Raw genomic sequence first — 18,637 nt, forward strand, 5'->3', positions numbered from 1 at the left:
TTATATTCTAAATAAACCTCTCTGTTAATAATGCTTTGTATTTTTTAATCTCTTTGTTTGCTTAAGTGTTTAATTTTGCTAAATCGAGATCAAAAATGCCGAGCAAAGCCCGGCATTTTTATTATTTATTGAGTTGGGTTAGTTATTCGCGAACTTGACCAACACCATTAACTAAATATTTTTCAGTGGTTAATGACTCAAGTCCCATAGGGCCATAAGCATGTAACTTAGTCGTTGCAATACCAATCTCTGCACCTAAGCCTAGTTGTGAGCCATCAGAAAAGCGTGATGACGCATTAACCATAACAACCGACGCATCAACACTACGTTGGAATAACTCTGCCGCCGCATCGTCCTTAGTACAGATAACTTCAGTATGATTTGAACCGAATTGAGCAATGTGCTCAACGGCTGCATCAAAACTTGGCACAATACGAATTGCTAACTCTAAGTCTAAGTACTCTTCACCAAATTCGTTATCAGCAAGTACAGTGGCATTATCAAAATATTCAGCCGCTTTGGCGTCAGCATTAATTTTTACACCTTCTTGACGAAGTACAACTGCACACAGATTTAAAAACTCATCAGCTACATCTTGGTGTACCACTAAACCCTCAAGTGCATTACATACACCAGTACGCTGAGTCTTACCATTAAGCAGTAAATTTAGTGCTACTTCTAAATCAGCATCTTTATCTACATATAAATGACAAACGCCTTTAAAATGCTGAATAACTGGGATTGTGCTGTTTTCAGTAACATAGTTAATTAGGCCTTCACCACCACGAGGGATGATTAAGTCAATGCTATCGCGTTGTTGCATCAATTCCATTAGTAAAGCACGGTCAGGATCAGGAATCACTGAAATTAGCGCAGTTGGTAGACCATGTTTTGTAAGCACGCTATGCATTACACTGGCAATGGCTTGTGAGCTTTTCAGCGCTTCTTTACCACCGCGTAAAATAACACCGTTACCTGACTTAAAGCACAATGCACCTGCGTCAGCCGTTACATTAGGACGCGCTTCATAAATCATACATACTACGCCAAGTGGTACACGCATTTTACGAATTTTAATACCATTTGGGCGTTCAGTAATGTCACGTAACTGGCCAACAGGATCATCTAATGAAACAATCACTTCGATACCCTCAGCCATGGCTTCAATACGCTCATCATTCAATGTTAAACGGTCAATCATTGATGCTGCTAAATTATTGTCGCGTGCTGCGCTTAGGTCACTTTCATTTTCTTTGATTATAAATTCTTTTTGCTCTCTTAATGCCGCTGCCATATCGGTTAACACTTTGTTTTTAGTCTCGGTATCGAGTAAAGCAAGTGTATGTGCAGCCTTTGCTGCCTGGCGTGATATATCCGTAATTAAACTCATGACTTCTCCAATAATGCGATATCTTTTTCTGAAATAATTGGTCCAATCGAATCCTGCATTTTTTCGCTGAATTCACTCTGCTCGTTATCTGCAATAAAGTTTAACAAGCAGCTACTGTAATTTGCTGTGGCTTTAGCTAAACGCGTACCATCTTCACTGCGAACTAAGATAGTATCGCCCACAGCAAACTCGCCATGTACTTCTCTGATCTCATCGCCACGTAAGCAACCGTCTTCACCTTCTAATGAGTCATCAAATGACCCTTCAACAACGACTTCCCCCTGCTCATTGGCGGTATGTGTCATCCAGTGAATAGAATCTTGCATTGGTTTTTCATAAGGCAAGAATACGCTACCTGGGTTTTCACCGGCTAACAAGCGAGTAAAGGTTTCTTCTTTAAAGCCATTAATAATGTAAGTTGCAATACCATGTGAAGTGGCTTTCTCTGCCGCTTCAATCTTGGTTTTCATACCACCTGTACCTACCGCACTGGTAGCACATCCTGCCATAGCATAAATAGAATCATCAATTGATTTTATTTCAGGCAATAATACGGCATCGTCATGCAGATTTGGGTTTTTATCATACAAGCCATCTACATCAGAGAAAATCATTAATGCATCTGCATCAGCGGCTGCTGCAACCATGGCTGATAAATTATCGTTATCACCCACTTTTAAATCATCTGTTGTTACTGCATCATTTTCATTAATGATAGGTAGCACGCCGTGTTCTAGCAATGTAAATACGGTTTCACGGATACTCTGGTAACGCTCACGGTCACGTAAATCACCATGAGTTAATAATAGCTGTGCTGATGGAAAATCAAAGAAACGATCCCACATGGCCATCATTTCTGTTTGCCCTGCTGCAGCCATCGCTTTTTTCATTACCACTGAACGAGGTTGGTCTGATGGAAATAAATGTGAGCCAGCCGCTACAGAACCAGATGAAACTAAAATAACCTCAATTCCACGTGCGCGACAGCGGACAATAAACTGTGCGATGGTTAATAAATAACGTGAACGACAGCCATCTTGATCGGGTGCAATTAAGGCACTGCCCACTTTAAGTACGATACGTCGCCAATTTAACTTTTGCATAAGTGCTCAACTTTCCATTTAATTTGTATTCATCACATAGATGAATGAAACCAGGTCGCCATGTTTATAAACACAGCGTCGAATTTATTTATCATTGCCCACACTTTTTACACACACGTACACCGTCTCTAAAACTAGCGTTTTAAATTGAGATGCAAAAAATAAATAGTATTAACCCAATAAATAAATCGGATCGTACTAACTAAAAAAATATAAAGTGTTGTTTATGTATCGCTGTAAAAAGCTGTGTGCGGCCTTTTTATTAACAACATACATAGAGCCTCTTAAGTCTGGTACACCAACAGATAGGGTGATGACTTAAGGACCGAGATTTAATCGCCACGATGGGGATTAAATATTGAAAGGTAATAGTTCAACTCAAACTTTTATTTATCTGCATTGAGCAAATAAACACTTTGAGCAAAACCATACCAAAGAGTACGGTAAATGATATTGTGTGTTCAAATATAACAAAACAAAGCAAAAACAATCAGTAAGAGAGTTAAGATGTTTATATCTAACATAATCTAGTATTTAAACTACAAACTTGATTAGATAACTAATTATTCGAACACGAAGTATAATACGTTAAAGTAGCTGCTTAGATCAAGGCTAAAATTCAAGCTGAATAGGTCGACACTACTAAAGCTAGTGTTTTTTGTATTAAGTATCATGTGGTTAGACTACTATAAATATGAATTATATAGACTATAAATTTGATAACATTTTAGAAAATGACGTTAACACTAAATAAATAAGTATTATTTATTAGCTAAATTGAATTTACACGTGTATACCCACTGTACTACTGGTAGGTAACAGTTATACTTTTAAACATTATTAATATTAAGGAGTTTTTACTCTATGTCAGCAATTTATATAGCCGGTATTGCATTGTGTTCGGTGCTAGCCCAATGGGTCGCCTGGGCGTTCAGAGTACCCGCTATTCTGTTTTTGTTGCTTACTGGGCTTTTATTAGGGCCATTTAGTGGCGTATTAGACCCAGATGCCTTATTAGGCGATTTACTTTTTCCTGTGGTGTCTTTAAGCGTTGCTGTGATTTTATTTGAAGGGTCTTTAACACTGCATTTTCGGGAGCTTAAAGGGATCAGTAAAGTCGTAAGAAACCTCTGCTCTATTGGTATGCTTATGACCTGTGTCGTTATTAGCTTAAGTGCCTATTGGTTATTAGAGTTAAATTGGCGAGTCGCAGCAGTGCTTGGCGCTGTGCTTGTTGTAACCGGACCGACGGTTATTGCGCCACTGCTTAACTCAATGCGACCCACTCAAGATATTGACCGTATTTTACGCTGGGAAGGCATAGTCATAGACCCTATTGGCGCTTTATTTGCGGTATTAGTATTTGAAGCTGTGATGTTAGTTGGCCAAGGTGAAGTACTTAGTCACACTATAATTGCACTAGTTAAAACCGTTGGGGTTGGTTTAAGTATTGGTGTGGTTTCGGGTTGGATCACAACGCAACTGATGCGCCGCGAATGGTTGCCATTTGAGCTACATAAATTTGGCATTTTAGCGTTAGTGTTAATTAGCTTTTCGATTTCAAACCATTTAAGTCATGAGTCAGGATTATTGGCCGTGACTGTATTTGGTATTTGGTTAGCTAATCAAGATGACCTAGAAATAGATTCGGTGCTTGAGTTTAAAGAAGATCTGTCGATGATTTTGATCTCAACCTTGTTTATTTTACTCGCTGCCAGATTACAATTATCTGACTTAATGATGCTAGATAGCGACGTGTTTATATTTTTAGCTATTGTGCTATTTATTGCGCGCCCGTTGTGTATTGCTATTTCAACCTTTGGCACCGATTTACCAATGAAGTCTCGCTTGGTGCTGGCTTGGATTGCGCCTCGCGGTATAGTTGCTGCAGCCGTAGGCTCTGTATTTGCGTTAAGTATGATAGAAGCCGGTGTAGCCGATGCTGAGAAAATGGTGCCATTGATATTCACGGTTATTATCGTCACTGTGGTACTGCAAAGCTTAACGGCTATCCCTGTTGCTAAGTTGCTAGGGGTGCGCCAGCCCTCCCCTAATACTATTTTAATTATTGGTGCCAACCATGTATCTCGTGCTATTGCTCGTGGTTTAAAGGAACAAAACATTCCCGTTCACTTATCAGATCCTGCTTGGGAAAACTGTAAAATGGCACGTATGGATGGTTTGCCTTGTTATTACGGTAATCCACAATCTGAGCATGCTGAACGCTATTTACCTTTAACCACTATTCGCAGTGTTTTAGCGCTTTCACCTAATCGTCATCATAACGCATTAGGGGTGCAGTATTTTTCTCATTTATTGAATGAAAAAAATGTATTTTCACTACGCTCATCTTCATCACATGCTAAAGCAAATAAAGACAGCGCGACGTTCTTATCACGACAAATTCTGTTTGGTGAAAACGGAGCATATGCACGCTTAAGCAGCGTTATTGCCAAAGGCGGTAAAGTGAGTGCAACACGAATATCTGAAGAATTTAGCTGGCAGCAGTATTTAGAAATGAACCCTGAAGCAATTCCACTGTTTATTCTCAAAGGGGATAAAGACAGTGATGAAGACGCTCCAGTGAAAATGAGGCCTTTTACTAGTGATATGGAAAAGCCACCACAAGAGGGTGAACGAGTAGTTGCATTGCAACCGCCTAAAATATCGCTATTAAAAGATCCTGCCAATAACAAAGTCAAAGACAATAAAAAAGACGAGTAATAACTAAAAAAAGCGAGAGTGCGGCAAAAGCACTCTCGCTTTTTTACATAGGTAAGCGCGCGCGGGTAACGACACTGGCTGGCATTTTTTCAGCAAGTTTAGTTAATGCTCGCTCTATTTTTTTATGTGTCGCTTTATCAGCTACCGTGGTGTTAAACAACCAACGATAAGCATCTTCAAAATCTCTTGGACTACCATAACCTTGATTAAACAAACCAACTAATCGTAACTGCGCTTTTAAATTGCCTTGCGCTGACGCCTCACGTAAGTAGGTTATTGCCATGGTTTTGTCTTTTTGGACCAACCGCCCAACGTCGTAGTAGCGACCTAGTTGCTCTAATGCAGCCGCTAAACCCTGCTCAGCCGCTTTTTTCATGTAATATACACCTAAAGCAACATCGCGCTCAACACACACTTTATAAGCGAGCATATCACCGTATAGGAATTGATATGATGGCAATGCCATTTTATTGGCTCGCGCTTCTATATCTTGCACTAACTGGCAATTATCTGCCTTTACGCGCGCTAGATGAGTGTTCTCATTAATTAAAGCTATTAACTCAGATTCAGTATACAGCGGCACAGCTGCAGGGCTTTCTTCAGCTAAGCTATTGCTTATATTAAATAAAGAAAGTGTAAGTAGTGATAATGACCACACTGAGCAACGAGAAGATAAACGCATATTAACCACTTTAAAAATAAACTTACCAAATAATATACAAAGATCGTTCCACTATTAATAGCGTCACTTTTCTGCAGACATAAAAAAAGCTGCACATGGCAGCTTTTTTCAACATAAACCCAATTATGCAAATGGGCTACGAAGTATCATCGTTTCAACACGATCAGGACCTGTAGAGATAATATCAACAGGTACGCCAGTGATTTCTTCAATACGTTTAATGTAATCAATTGCCGCTTTAGGTAAGCCTTCAAGCGATGTTACACCCACTGTATTTTCAGACCAGCCAGGCATTTCTTCGTATACTGGCGTTACTTTATCGTAACCTTCAGCTGCTAATGGCGTCACGTTAGTCACAGTACCATCTTCAAGCTTATAACCAGTACAGATTTTAAGTGTTTCTAAACCATCTAAAACGTCAAGTTTAGTTAAACAAAATCCTGAAATGCTGTTGATTTGGACTGCACGGCGCATAGCCACTGCATCTAACCAACCTGTACGACGTAAACGACCTGTAGTAGCACCAAACTCATGGCCTTTGTCACCTAAATGCTTACCGACTGGGTCTTGCTTATCAAGACCGTCGTAAAGCTCTGTAGGGAAAGGACCTGAACCTACACGTGTTGTGTACGCTTTAATGATACCTAGCACATAATCAAGGTGTAATGGGCCAAAACCCGCACCTGTAGCAACGCCACCAGCGGTGGTGTTTGAAGATGTTACATAAGGGTAAGTACCATGATCGATATCAAGTAATGTACCTTGAGCACCTTCAAATAAGATGTTGTCACCGGCGTTACGCGTTTGATCTAAAAGCTCAGTTACATCAACTACCATTGCTTTTAAAATATCAGCAACAGCCATTGCATCATCAAACGTTTTTTGGAAGTCAACAGCGTCTACTTTGTAGTAGTTAACTAATGTGAAGTTGTGGTATTCCAATACTTCTTTTAACTTAGTAGCAAATAATTCAGGATTGAATAAATCACCAACACGTAAACCACGACGAGCTACTTTATCTTCGTACGCTGGACCGATACCACGACCCGTTGTACCGATTGGTTTATCGCCACGCGCAGTTTCGCGAGCTACATCTAATGCAACATGGAAAGGCAATATTAGCGGACATGCTTCACTGATTAAAAGACGTTCACGTACAGGTACGCCACGCTCTTCAAGCATGCCAATTTCTTTCATTAGCGCTTCTGGTGATAAAACAACACCATTACCAATCACACATTTAACATTGTCACGTAATACACCCGATGGAATAAGGTGTAGAACTGTCTTTTCACCGTCGATCACTAAAGTATGGCCTGCGTTATGACCACCTTGATAACGAACTACTAAAGATGCTTTATCTGTAAGGAGGTCAACTACCTTACCCTTACCTTCGTCACCCCATTGGGTGCCTAGTACAACAACGTTTTTACCCATTGCAAATTCACTTAGAGAAAATTAGGACGAGATTTTACCAGAAAACTAAAGCAATGTTCACCCCGTTTAGCTTATTTTTTCCTCGTGCGGGTAGTAAACATCAGTGTTTCGTTAATAATCACATAAATAACAGTCATTTATAAACTTAAAAATCAGATAACAAAAAGCCCTGCAATTGCAGGGCTTTCAAGTTTAACTAAAGCTATGATTACTGAGCTTTCGCGCCTTTCATGTATTGGAAGAAGTCGCTATCCGGTGATAACACCATCACGTCTTGCTTTCCTTTGAAAGTTTGCTTGTAAGCTTCTAAAGAGCGAACAAAGCTAAAGAACTCAGGGTCTTTATTATAAGCACTAGCGTAAATCGCAGCAGCGTCAGCATCACCTTGACCACGAACAGAACGAGCATTACGTTCGGCGTCGGCAAGCATTACTGTTACGCGACGGTCAACGCCTGCACGAATTGTTTCTGCTTTTTCCTGACCTTCAGAGCGGTGTTCTTTAGCAACTGCAGTACGCTCAGCGCGCATACGTTGGTAAATAGAGCTACTCACCTCTTGTGGTAAGTTAATTTGCTTAACACGCACATCAAGTACTTCAATACCCAGCTCACTAGCACTTTCAGATGCTTGTACTAACGCTTCTTCCATCAGCTCGCTACGCTCACCAGATACAATTTCACGAATAGTACGCGTACCAAAGTTAGTACGTAGGCCATTATTTACTTTTTGCTTAAGCAGTGTTTCAGCATATTGCTTGTCACCACGTGCACGCAGGTAAAAAGAACTAAAATCGTTTACGCGCCATTTTACAAACGAATCAACGATTAAGTCTTTTTTCTCGCTAGTTACAAAGCGATCTGGTGTGCCATCTAGTGTTTGAATACGTGCATCAATACGACGTACTTGGCTAAAAAATGGGACTTTTAAGTGTAAACCCGGGCCATAAACTACAGCTTCATCATCGCTGTCTTTTTGCACTTTACTAAATAAAAGTACAATCGCCTTTTGCCCTTCAGAGACCACGAACACCGACGAAAAAGACATCACAATGGCGGCTAATAGGATTACTAAACTAAAGTTTTTCATTGCGCTTATCTCCCGTCGTTAAAGCGATCATTGTTAAAGCGATCGTTACCACTATTAACAGTGCTGTTGCGTGACGTATTTACCTTGTTACGTAAATCGTTTATATCGCTTGAGCTAGGTAAAGCAATACGTGTTGATGAACCCTGTTTTTCCATGATTTTATCAAGTGGTAGGTACATCATGTTGTTGCCACCTTTAACATCAACCAACACTTTAGAGCTATTACCTAGCACTTCTTGCATCGTGTCTATGTATAAACGCTCACGTGTTACTTCTTTAGCTGCTTGGTATTCTGGAAGTAATTTCTCAAAACGGGCCACTTCACCTTGCGCTTCTAAAGTAATACGTTCTTGGTAACCTTCAGCTTCTTGCGTCATACGAGTCACTTGACCACGCGCACGCGGTTCAATTTCACGGGCATACGCTTCTGCTTCACGAATAAAGCGTTGCTCATCCTCTTGGGCCGCAATTGCATCATCAAACGCATCTTTAACTTCCATTGGTGGACGAGAGTCCTTGAAGTTAACGTCAGTTACGATTAAACCTAAGTTGTAAGGTTCGATGATTTGATTTAGCTCATCCCAAGTATTTTGACGTACAACTTCACGGCCGTTTGTCAGTACTTGGTCCATTTTTGAATGGCCAACAACATAACGCAGCGCACTATCTAATGCTTCTTCAAGGCTGCTGTCAGCGTTAGTGACACTAAACTTGTACAAGTAAGGGTCGATTACTCGATACTGTACTTCAAATTCAACGCTTACTACGTTTTCATCTTCGGTTAGCATAAAACCTGATGCTGATAACGAGCGAACAGCTTCGATATCGACTGGAATAACCGTTTCAACAAAGGTCATTTTCCAACGCAAGCCAGGATCTGCAATTCGGTCAAACTTACCAAATTGAAGAACGACGCCGCGCTCAGCTTCTTTCACCGTATAAATACCGCTTAACGCCCATACAATTGCAGCGATAATAAGTACAAATGAAATACCGGCTCCGCCAAGTCCACCGCCGCTACCATTGCCGGATTTTTTACCGCCAAATAAGCCGTTAAACTTGTTACTGAATTTACGGAACACCTCGTCTAAATCAGGTGGGCCTTGATCACGTCCGCCTTTGTTATTCCACGGATCTTTGTCATTGCCATTATTACCCGGTTCATTCCAGGCCATAGCTATACTCCATTGTTATCTAAATAAATTCGGAAATTGTGTTAAATCTAACAAATCTTCTGCGTTTCTTATACTAAAACCGACATTAATCTTGCAGTTTTTAATCTCAGCTAATAAAACTTTCAATTTCAGGACCAAAATCTTTAATTAAACGGTTCCACTCAATCATAGGCAATCGTACATCAAGCAACCAATTACCTTGTTCATCAAACCGCTCATTGTGTACTGCACTTAAATTAAATAGTGATGCTCTTAAACGCCCATATTGTGGTGCGAGTAATAACGTTTCATTAAGCATTTGCTTAGCGAGTAAATCGCTAATAGCTTCACTAAGTAATTCACAGCCTTCGCCAGTTTTTGCAGATAGCCATACCCTTATAGGTTGGCCCTCGTCATCACGATCAATACGTGGCGTTACCTCATCCAGCGCATCAATTTTGTTATAAACTAATAACTGCGGTACCTCGTCAGCTTCAATTTCTTTGAGGACTTCTTGTACCTGTTCAATATTTTCTTTTCGGCGAGGATCAGCTACATCTATCACATGCAGTTGTAAATCGGCTTCACGCGTCTCGGTCAGAGTTGCTTTAAATGCAGCTACCAAATCATGCGGTAAGTGTCGAATAAACCCTACAGTATCGGCTAAAATAACAGAACCTACATCACCAATATCGAGTTTACGCAGTGTTGGATCTAGTGTGGCGAATAGCTGATCGGCTGCATATACATCTGAATCGGTAATATAATTAAACAGTGTTGATTTTCCGGCATTAGTGTAACCCACCAGCGACACTGTTGGAATTTCATTGCGCGTACGAGCACGTCGACCTTGCTCACGCTGTACAGCCACTTTCGCTAGTCGTGCACGAATATTTTTAATACGTGCGCGCAATAAACGTCGATCGGTTTCTAGCTGCGTTTCACCCGGACCACGTAAGCCTATCCCCCCTTTTTGGCGCTCAAGGTGGGTCCAACCACGAATTAAACGTGTAGACATGTGACGAAGCTGCGCCAACTCAACCTGAAGCTTACCTTCATGAGTACGGGCACGCTGAGCAAAAATATCAAGAATAAGTGTTGTTCTATCAAGTACCCGACATTGGCAAACACGCTCTAAATTGCGTTCTTGAGACGGACTCAACTGATGGTTAAAAATGACAACATCGGCATTGTGGATTTTGACAATTTCAGCTATTTCTTCCGCTTTGCCGGTACCGACAAATAGCTTGGGATGTGGTGCTTGACGGCTGCCTTGCACAACCGCCAAACTACTAACACCAGCAGAAGATACCAACATTTCTAATTCATGAAGATCTTCGCGATCCCCATCTTTAGGTAGGTCGATATGGACTAAAATTGCCTGTTCGCCAGATTCATAGCGGTCAAACAAGCATTACGCTCCTAATTTAAAAGTTTCCTGGTTCAGTTTCTTCAGTGTCTTCATTTCCCTGTACACCTTGGAAGTTGACTGCGCGTGCAGGTACAACTGTTGAAATTGCATGTTTATACACCATTTGATTAACAGTGTTTTCCAGTAAAATTACAAATTGGTCAAATGACTGAATTTTACCTTGTAATTTTATGCCATTTACCAAAAAGATTGATACTGGAATGCGCTCGCGGCGTAATGCATTTAAAAATGGGTCTTGTAACGATTGGCCTTTTGCCATGTTATTATTCCTTCGTTCTAGGTGTTATTATAATTAAGTGGCTGAACTAATTTAATAAAGCTAAATTTTGTCCAGCTACTACTAGCTTAGCGAACTTACTACACGATGCAAGTTTTCTTCATCACCGGTTGTTAACCACGTAACGTCAGGCCAACTTCTTAACCACGTTAATTGACGCTTAGCCAATTGACGAGTGGCAGCAATACCGCGAAAAACCATTTCATCATGGTCTATTTCACCCGCAAGGTAATCCCACATCTGTCTATAACCTACACAACGAATAGAAGGCATATTGGGATGTAAATCCTCACGTAGATATAGGGTCGAAACTTCTTTTTCAAACCCCTGTTCAATCATTATTTTAAACCTTTCTGCAATTCGCTGATGTAACTCTTTACGATCATCTGGAGCAATAGCAAATTGATGAAAAGTATAAGGTAAAGGTGGCTGTTTTTGCTTTTGCAATTCAGTCATTGTTTTACCTGTTATACGGTAAACCTCTAAAGCGCGATTAATTCGTTGTGAATCATTTTCACTCATCTTTTTCGCAGCTTGTGGATCTACTTTTAATAGCTCTTGATATAAATGTGGCCAACCGTACTGTTTCGCCTGTACTTCAAGCTCAGCTCTTATCTGCTCATCAGCCTCTGGTAGAGGGGATAATCCATCAATAAGGGCTTTAAAGTACATCATTGTACCTCCAACCAGTACAGGCACTTTACCTTGTTGATGAAATTTATCAATTTTTTCTATCGCATCGCGTCTAAAATCAGCTACTGAATAGGTTTCGCTTGGGTCGAGTAAGTCAATTAGGTGATGGGGTGCACGTGCTAGTTCGTCGGCATCCGGTTTAGCGGTACCAATATCCATACCTTTATAAACCAGTGCCGAATCAACGCTGATAATTTCAGTATTTAAATGCTCACACAGTGAAATTGCCAATGCTGTTTTACCAGCAGCGGTGGGGCCCATTAAAAATATGACCGGTAAATTACTCAACACGAATACCCTAATTAAATTGCGCTAGATAAGACTTTAGATCTATTTTAACTGCTTTTTCACGTAAACGTTCAATTGTTTGCGCATTATTTTGTAAGCGAGTTTGCTGTACTGCAAAGGCTTTACTGGCATAGAACCGTGTAGGTATTACATTTACCTGCCACGCTAGCCACTGATCAATACTTTCTAACTGAGCTTTACACCCATCAAGTAAGGCATCTACCGCGGTACTCACGTCAAGTAAGTACAAGCAAACAGGCAACTTCTTAACCATAACAAATTGTTTTTCAATTAAAAGTTCAAAGCCAAGCAAAGTAAACCATGATTGTTGCGTAGCCAGCAGTTCGATATCTTGTTTTGAGACATTAACCCGTACGGGTAATAACAATGCTTTGCCCTCAAGGCTGCCTTGCTCTTTAATTTGTGCAAGCCAATCATCCGCTAGCGCATATTTAAAGTGTGAACAATAAAGTTGGTTCTCATCATTAAACACACAAGCACCCTGTTCAATGGTTATTATATCGACAGTACGAAGCGCTGTATCTGATACTTGAGTCTCATCTGATTGCACAAATGGTGCTGGATTATCAAAGTGATGTGCTTGCTGCTCACTCACACCTTGATAAAACGCATTTACGTCATGGTAATTTCGACTTTCAGCACGTTGTTGATTACCTGTACCTTGAGTTGCACCACTATAAGTAGTGCTATGCGCTGAAGATGACCGACTAGGCTGTAATGACGACTTAGGGTAATCAAACGGTTCACTACTGGTAGCATTGTGTGCATTAAATGCAGCCACCGGTGGGCTATTATCATTAGCTTCACTGGAGCTTGAAAACTCAGCTTGCAGGGGCACAACAACTTGTTTTATCGCTTGCAAAATAAAGTCGTGTACTAAGCGCCCTTGATGAAAGCGCACCTCATGTTTAGCAGGATGTACGTTCACATCTACTTGACGTGGATCTATATCAATATAAATCACAAACCCGGGTAACTCTTGCTCACCGCTGACTTCTTCAAATGCTTGGCGAATAGCGTGCAAAATAAGTTTATCGCGCATCATACGATTATTTACATAGGTGTACTGTGTAGTATTAGCCGAGCCAACAGGGAGCACCCAACCATGTAGTTGCAGCCCTGCTTCACCGGATTGAATATGCAGTCCCTGTTCTGCAAACGCTTTACCCGCAACTTGGGCAACTCGTGTAATAGCTTGAGCAGGTTCGGTTTTAGGACGGTACTGACGCACCACTTTTGCGTTATGGGTTAACGTAATTGATACGTCAAAGCGACTCAGTGCAATCCGCTTTATAAGCTCATCAATATGGCTAAACTCAGTTTTTTCGGTACGTAAAAACTTGCGCCGTGCTGGGGTATTAAAAAATAAATCTTTTACTTCAATTGTGGTACCGCTGGGATGTGCCACAGGCTTTACCTCTACGGCCATATCTCTGCCTTGCGCAAAGGCTTGCCAAGCGGCTTCTTGCTGTTCGGGCTTAGAGCTTAAGGTTAAGCGAGATACCGAGCTAATAGACGCGAGAGCTTCGCCTCTAAAGCCTAAAGAGCAAATATTTTCTAAGTCATCGAGCGACTTTAGTTTACTGGTAGCATGGCGAGAAAGCGCTAATGTGAGCTCCTCTTTTGCAATGCCTGAACCATTATCACGAATTCGAATCAGCTTATGACCACCGCGTTCAATATCTATTTGAATACGTGTCGCACCTGCATCTAGGCTATTTTCTACTAACTCTTTAACCACCGACGCGGGACGCTCAACAACTTCACCCGCCGCAATTTGGTTTGCCAAGCGCGCAGGTAATATTTCAATACTCATAAAAACCTTAAATGTTGTGCGCTTTTAAAATTAACTCTGAGGAATATCAAGTTCCTGGCCAATAAATAGCGTATTTGAACTGAGCTTATTAACCTGTTTTATTTTACTAATACTAACGCCATATCGACCAGCCAACATACTCAGTGACTCCCCCGGACGTACCTTGTGTTTTGTTGGGTATTGAGACTTTAATGACGCAAACAGTGAGTCGTCAGGCGGGTTGCGTAAATAGTAATTTTTAATTGAGGTAAACATCGCTTTTGCCAAACGCTCTTGGTGATTGGCGCTTTTTAGTAGTCGTTCTTCACGAGGGTTAGAGATAAACCCAGTTTCAACCAAAATAGACGGAATATCTGGCGACTTCAATACAGCAAGGCTGGCATGTTGCGGTGCCTTTTTGTGCATTTTTGCTACTTTTTTTAATTCTTTTATCACTTCATCTGCAACACTTAGCCCTGTTTTCATGGAATGATCCATCGACATATCAAGCAAGGCTTGTGCTAAGTACTTTTCATTTGCAGCATCTTTAATTACATCGGCAGCACCGCCAAGTAACTCTGAGTGTTTTTCTTTATCCTCAATCCATTTACCAATTTCCGAATTGGCACGTCGCAGCGACAACACCCATACAGAAGCACCATTGGGTCCCGGACTGGTAAACGCATCTGCATGAATAGAGACAAAAAAATCGGCTTTTTTCTGGCGAGCGCGATTAGTTCGTGTATTAAGTTTAACAAAGTAATCGCCACTGCGAACCATACGCGAAATCATACCGCGCTCAGCATCAATCATGCGCTCTAAACGCTTGGCAATTTGCAAAGTGATGTCTTTTTCGTAAGTACCTGATGGGCCAATGGAACCTGGGTCTTCACCACCATGGCCTGCATCAATAGCAATTACAATATCGCGCTCTTGGCTTAACTGGCGTTTTTTAGCCGCCGTTTGCGCTGGGGTAATTGCACTTTTAGCTTGGCTTTTACCGTATAAATCGACTACTAGCCTATTTTTATAAGGGCCTGTGGGGGCAAGTGCAAATATAACCGGTTTAACTGGCCCATTTAATTCAAACACTAAACGCACGCTGCGTTTATTTTTAGGTTTTGAGTAACGTAACTTGCTAACAATTTGATGTTTTGGTGGCACACCTGGCAATGTTTTTAATTCATCAGTGTTTTCTAAATCAACCACTAAACGACTTGGGTTTTTTAGCATAAAGTAACTGAAGTCGGGTTTATCATCGAGATCAAACACCACCCGAGTGCTATCAGGTGATGGCCAGACACGCACACTATTAATAGTGTTTTGCGCCCACAATGGCAAGCTCACTGTAAAAACCATGAGGTAAATAAAAAGTTTAACTAAACCACGACTCATTTTGATAATCACTGCCTTAACTATTTTATTATCTATTATTTAGTTTTTTGACAATTGCTACACCACGCTCACTCGCACTGTTAATAACAATTTTACGCTCATCACCTACATAACTTAGCGTAGCATTTAGATCGGGAACAGGAATAAATTCGCCGCCTTTTTCCGGCCACTCAACTATACAAGTTGCCGTTTCTGAAAAATAATCGCGAATCCCCATAAATTCAAGCTCTTCTGGGTCACCTAATCGATATAAGTCAAAATGATAAACATTACCACGTACAAGCTCGTAGGGTTCAACAAGTGTATAGGTGGGACTTTTAACCTTACCTGTATGACCAAAACCTTGCACTATACCGCGAGTAAATGTCGTTTTACCGGCCCCTAAGTCACCATGCAAATAAATAACTGCGCCCTGCTCTATTATGGCAGCTAATTTATTTCCCATAGCAACAGTGGCATTTTCATCGACTAAATGAAAATTAAAACTACACGACATGATTACCTCAAAATTTACGAAAAGCGCATATTTGTTAATCATACCAGATTATTTATTTAAGGTGATACTGCCTCTTTTTTAAAGATAAAAAAACCGGCTTAAGCCGGTTTTTAATTAGCATGGACTTTACAGTCCTAATTTCTTCTCAAGGTAGTGGATATTTGTGCCACCATTTTTGAAGTTTTCATCTGCAAGAATACGTTTATGCAGTGGGGTGTTGGTTTTAATACCATCGATAACGAGTTCATTAAGTGCATTACGTGCTCGGGCGATAGCGACATCACGGTTTTCACCGTAAGTGATCAGCTTACCAATCATAGAATCGTAATGTGGAGGAACGGTGTAGTCAGCGTAAATATGACTGTCCCAACGAATACCTAAACCACCAGCTGGATGAAAACGGGTAATTTTACCAGGTGATGGAATAAAGGTTTCTGGGTCTTCAGCATTAATACGACACTCAATAGCATGGCCACGAATAACCACATCTTCTTGAGTGAATGATAAAGGCTGACCAGCGGCAATTTTTAATTGCTCTTTGATTAAATCAACACCGGTGACCATTTCAGTTACTGGGTGCTCAACCTGAATACGGGTGTTCATTTCAATGAAGTAAAATTCACCGTTCTCGTATAAGAACTCAAACGTCCCCGCACCACGATAACCAATTTCGATACATGCGCGTGTACAACGCTCACCAATGAACTTACGTACTTCTGCAGTAATCCCTGGTGCTGGCGCCTCTTCCACTACTTTTTGGTGGCGACGTTGCATTGAACAATCACGCTCACCTAAGTGAACCGCATTGCCTTGACCGTCGGCCAATACTTGTACTTCGATGTGGCGTGGGTTTTCAAGGAATTTCTCCATGTAAACCATGCTGTTGCCAAAGAACTGTTTCGCTTCTTGTTGGGTTAGCGCAATTGAATTGATTAACTCAGCTTCGTTGCGAACAACACGCATACCACGGCCACCGCCACCGCCAGCTGCTTTAATAATTACCGGGTAACCAATACGCTTAGCAATTTGCATGTTGCGTTCTTTATCATCCGATACCGGACCATCAGAGCCAGGTACACAAGGAACACCCGCTTTACGCATCGCTTCGATTGCCGATACTTTATCGCCCATTAGACGAATAGTATCGCCACGAGGACCGATAAATACAAAGCCACTTTGCTCAACTTGGTCTGCAAAGTCTGCATTTTCAGCAAGAAAACCATAACCTGGGTGGATAGCGACTGCATCAGTAATTTCTGCTGCGGCAATAATGCGTGGGATGTCTAAGTAACTTTCAGTTGCTGCTGGTTTACCAATACAGATGGTTTCATCTGCTAGTAATACGTGCTTAAGATCGCGATCCGCCGTTGAATGCACAGCAACCGTTTTGATCCCAAGCTCTTTGCAGGCGCGCAATATACGAAGTGCAATTTCACCTCGGTTTGCAATGACTACTTTATCTAACATGAGAGTTGGCCTTTTACGTTGCGCTATTATTCAATGATGAATAAAGGTTGATCAAATTCTACTGGCTCGCCGTTTTCTACTAAGATAGCTTTTACTGTACCGGCTTTATCTGACTCAATTTGGTTCATCATTTTCATTGCTTCAACGATACATAGCGTGTCGCCAACTTTAACCTGAGAGCCCACTTCAACATATGCTGGTGCTTCTGGAGAAGCTGCTGCGTAAAAAGAACCTACCATAGGTGATTTAACTTGATGACCTGTAGGGCCTGCAGATGCTTCAGACTCTACGGCTGCAGGTGCTGATGGTGCAGTCGCGGCTGGAGCAGGTGCTGCTGGGGCGTATTGTTGAGGTGCGAATTGCGCGTACGCAGGACCGGCACTCATGTTATTACGGTTAATACGTACTGATTCTTCACCTTCAGTGATTTCTAGTTCTGCAATACCTGATTCTTCTACTAATTCAATTAGTTTTTTGATCTTGCGAATATCCATAAACGGCCCGCCTATTAGTTTGTTAGTTTAAATTTAGTTTGAGTTTTGCAATCGGCTGACTGCTGCATTTAAAGCAGCGTGATAACCCATTGCACCTAATCCACAAATAACGCCTTGCGCCACATCAGAAAAATAAGAATGATGGCGAAACGTTTCACGTGCATGCACATTACTTAAGTGCACTTCAAAAAACGGAATATCAACGCTTAGCAATGCATCACGTAATGCGACGCTTGTGTGCGTAAATGCTGCAGGGTTAATTATTATGTAATCAACCGCTTGCCAAGCATCATGAATGCGTTCAATGAGCGCTTGTTCACTATTACTTTGAAGATGCGTTAACTCCACACCTAAACTATTAGCAGCGCTGTTTAACTCGCTCATAATATGCTCTAAAGAATGCGAACCGTACTTATCAGGTTCACGCTTTCCTAGCATGTTTAAATTTGGGCCATTTATAACTAAAATCTTTAATTTTGCAGCCATAATACGCGATATATCCTATAAGTAATGAGTTAAGCGGTTACCAACTAGTTTTTCTCTAAAAAGTAAGCAGAAAAAAGTAAGATAGCAACAATTTCTCACGTTAACCAACTATTATAGTGATTTCGAAGTAAATAGCAGCAAAATACTGGTCTAATCTCTATTTCGGGGACTATCTTAAGGGGAGAATAGTGGCACAACATTACCAATCATGTTGTG

General features: G+C 41.1%; 16 protein-coding genes. 1 reads left to right on the forward strand and 15 read right to left on the reverse strand.

Annotated features, from left to right (window positions below; all coding sequences use genetic code 11):
* Nucleotides 1-142: 142 nt before the first annotated feature.
* Together FLM47_RS13915 and proB are read right to left on the reverse strand one after the other, a co-directional pair.
* Nucleotides 143-1,390: a glutamate-5-semialdehyde dehydrogenase gene (locus FLM47_RS13915; RefSeq protein WP_010391694.1), complete on the reverse strand. Its 1,248-nt coding sequence runs from the start codon at nt 1,388-1,390 to the stop codon at nt 143-145.
* Nucleotides 1,387-2,493, reverse strand: coding sequence for a glutamate 5-kinase (proB, locus tag FLM47_RS13920; protein WP_010391693.1), 1,107 nt, complete (start codon nt 2,491-2,493; stop codon nt 1,387-1,389). Before proB ends, FLM47_RS13915 begins: the two co-directional genes overlap by 4 nt.
* Before the next feature lie 864 nt (nt 2,494-3,357).
* Between proB and FLM47_RS13925 the strand changes: the two genes are divergently transcribed.
* Entirely contained in the window at nt 3,358-5,217 is a 1,860-nt protein-coding gene (locus FLM47_RS13925) for a sodium:proton antiporter (RefSeq protein ID WP_010391691.1), read from the forward strand.
* Nucleotides 5,218-5,260: 43 nt separating this feature from the next.
* Here the strand turns inward: FLM47_RS13925 and FLM47_RS13930 are convergent, their stop codons facing one another.
* From FLM47_RS13930 to aroQ, 13 genes are all read right to left on the reverse strand, one after another.
* The gene (locus FLM47_RS13930; protein ID WP_010391690.1) at nt 5,261-5,899 is read right to left on the reverse strand and encodes a tetratricopeptide repeat protein; all 639 of its coding nucleotides are present in this window, start codon (nt 5,897-5,899) and stop codon (nt 5,261-5,263) included.
* 123 nt (nt 5,900-6,022) lie between these two features.
* Nucleotides 6,023-7,336 carry an adenylosuccinate synthase gene (locus FLM47_RS13935; protein WP_010391689.1) on the reverse strand — a complete coding sequence of 438 codons (1,314 nt, stop codon included), beginning with the start codon at nt 7,334-7,336 and terminating at the stop codon, nt 6,023-6,025.
* A 208-nt stretch (nt 7,337-7,544) separates the two neighbouring features.
* A complete protein-coding gene (gene hflC, locus FLM47_RS13940) occupies nt 7,545-8,423 on the reverse strand; it encodes a protease modulator HflC (protein WP_010391687.1) in 879 nt (292 codons plus the stop codon).
* Nucleotides 8,424-8,428: 5 nt separating this feature from the next.
* Nucleotides 8,429-9,598 carry an FtsH protease activity modulator HflK gene (gene hflK / locus FLM47_RS13945; protein ID WP_010391686.1) on the reverse strand — a complete coding sequence of 390 codons (1,170 nt, stop codon included), beginning with the start codon at nt 9,596-9,598 and terminating at the stop codon, nt 8,429-8,431.
* Between the two features lie 106 nt (nt 9,599-9,704).
* Complete coding sequence (hflX, locus tag FLM47_RS13950; protein ID WP_010391685.1) at nt 9,705-10,988, reverse strand: ribosome rescue GTPase HflX; 1,284 nt, start codon at nt 10,986-10,988, stop codon at nt 9,705-9,707.
* A gap of 16 nt (nt 10,989-11,004) precedes the next feature.
* Nucleotides 11,005-11,268: an RNA chaperone Hfq gene (gene hfq / locus FLM47_RS13955; protein WP_008113494.1), complete on the reverse strand. Its 264-nt coding sequence runs from the start codon at nt 11,266-11,268 to the stop codon at nt 11,005-11,007.
* Between the two features lie 81 nt (nt 11,269-11,349).
* Nucleotides 11,350-12,267, reverse strand: coding sequence for a tRNA (adenosine(37)-N6)-dimethylallyltransferase MiaA (gene miaA, locus FLM47_RS13960; protein WP_054202670.1), 918 nt, complete (start codon nt 12,265-12,267; stop codon nt 11,350-11,352).
* Between the two features lie 10 nt (nt 12,268-12,277).
* On the reverse strand, nt 12,278-14,104 hold the full coding sequence (gene mutL / locus FLM47_RS13965) for a DNA mismatch repair endonuclease MutL (RefSeq protein ID WP_178956678.1): 1,827 nt from the start codon (nt 14,102-14,104) through the stop codon (nt 12,278-12,280).
* Between the two features lie 30 nt (nt 14,105-14,134).
* Nucleotides 14,135-15,478, reverse strand: coding sequence for an N-acetylmuramoyl-L-alanine amidase (locus tag FLM47_RS13970; protein WP_178956679.1), 1,344 nt, complete (start codon nt 15,476-15,478; stop codon nt 14,135-14,137).
* 28 nt (nt 15,479-15,506) lie between these two features.
* On the reverse strand, nt 15,507-15,974 hold the full coding sequence (gene tsaE, locus FLM47_RS13975) for a tRNA (adenosine(37)-N6)-threonylcarbamoyltransferase complex ATPase subunit type 1 TsaE (RefSeq protein ID WP_021033095.1): 468 nt from the start codon (nt 15,972-15,974) through the stop codon (nt 15,507-15,509).
* Nucleotides 15,975-16,100: 126 nt separating this feature from the next.
* Nucleotides 16,101-17,441 (reverse strand): acetyl-CoA carboxylase biotin carboxylase subunit, encoded by a 1,341-nt coding sequence (accC, locus tag FLM47_RS13980; RefSeq protein ID WP_008113500.1) that lies wholly within the window; start codon nt 17,439-17,441, stop codon nt 16,101-16,103.
* A gap of 26 nt (nt 17,442-17,467) precedes the next feature.
* On the reverse strand, nt 17,468-17,935 hold the full coding sequence (gene accB / locus FLM47_RS13985; RefSeq protein ID WP_178956680.1) for an acetyl-CoA carboxylase biotin carboxyl carrier protein: 468 nt from the start codon (nt 17,933-17,935) through the stop codon (nt 17,468-17,470).
* A 33-nt stretch (nt 17,936-17,968) separates the two neighbouring features.
* Nucleotides 17,969-18,421: a type II 3-dehydroquinate dehydratase gene (gene aroQ, locus FLM47_RS13990; RefSeq protein WP_178956681.1), complete on the reverse strand. Its 453-nt coding sequence runs from the start codon at nt 18,419-18,421 to the stop codon at nt 17,969-17,971.
* Nucleotides 18,422-18,637: the final 216 nt, after the last annotated feature.

The organism is Pseudoalteromonas sp. Scap06 (genome assembly GCF_013394165.1).
Classification (GTDB): Bacteria; Pseudomonadota; Gammaproteobacteria; order Enterobacterales; family Alteromonadaceae; genus Pseudoalteromonas.

Coding starts and splice junctions, on each gene's coding strand:
- FLM47_RS13925 (WP_010391691.1), top strand. CDS start 3,358: ATGTCAGCAATTTATATAGCCGGTATTGCATTGTGTTCGGTGCTAGCC.
- aroQ (WP_178956681.1), bottom strand. CDS start 18,421: ATGGCTGCAAAATTAAAGATTTTAGTTATAAATGGCCCAAATTTAAAC.
- hflC (WP_010391687.1), bottom strand. CDS start 8,423: ATGAAAAACTTTAGTTTAGTAATCCTATTAGCCGCCATTGTGATGTCT.
- tsaE (WP_021033095.1), bottom strand. CDS start 15,974: ATGTCGTGTAGTTTTAATTTTCATTTAGTCGATGAAAATGCCACTGTT.
- accB (WP_178956680.1), bottom strand. CDS start 17,935: ATGGATATTCGCAAGATCAAAAAACTAATTGAATTAGTAGAAGAATCA.
- FLM47_RS13930 (WP_010391690.1), bottom strand. CDS start 5,899: ATGCGTTTATCTTCTCGTTGCTCAGTGTGGTCATTATCACTACTTACA.
- mutL (WP_178956678.1), bottom strand. CDS start 14,104: ATGAGTATTGAAATATTACCTGCGCGCTTGGCAAACCAAATTGCGGCG.
- accC (WP_008113500.1), bottom strand. CDS start 17,441: ATGTTAGATAAAGTAGTCATTGCAAACCGAGGTGAAATTGCACTTCGT.
- proB (WP_010391693.1), bottom strand. CDS start 2,493: ATGCAAAAGTTAAATTGGCGACGTATCGTACTTAAAGTGGGCAGTGCC.
- hfq (WP_008113494.1), bottom strand. CDS start 11,268: ATGGCAAAAGGCCAATCGTTACAAGACCCATTTTTAAATGCATTACGC.
- FLM47_RS13935 (WP_010391689.1), bottom strand. CDS start 7,336: ATGGGTAAAAACGTTGTTGTACTAGGCACCCAATGGGGTGACGAAGGT.
- FLM47_RS13915 (WP_010391694.1), bottom strand. CDS start 1,390: ATGAGTTTAATTACGGATATATCACGCCAGGCAGCAAAGGCTGCACAT.
- hflK (WP_010391686.1), bottom strand. CDS start 9,598: ATGGCCTGGAATGAACCGGGTAATAATGGCAATGACAAAGATCCGTGG.
- FLM47_RS13970 (WP_178956679.1), bottom strand. CDS start 15,478: ATGAGTCGTGGTTTAGTTAAACTTTTTATTTACCTCATGGTTTTTACA.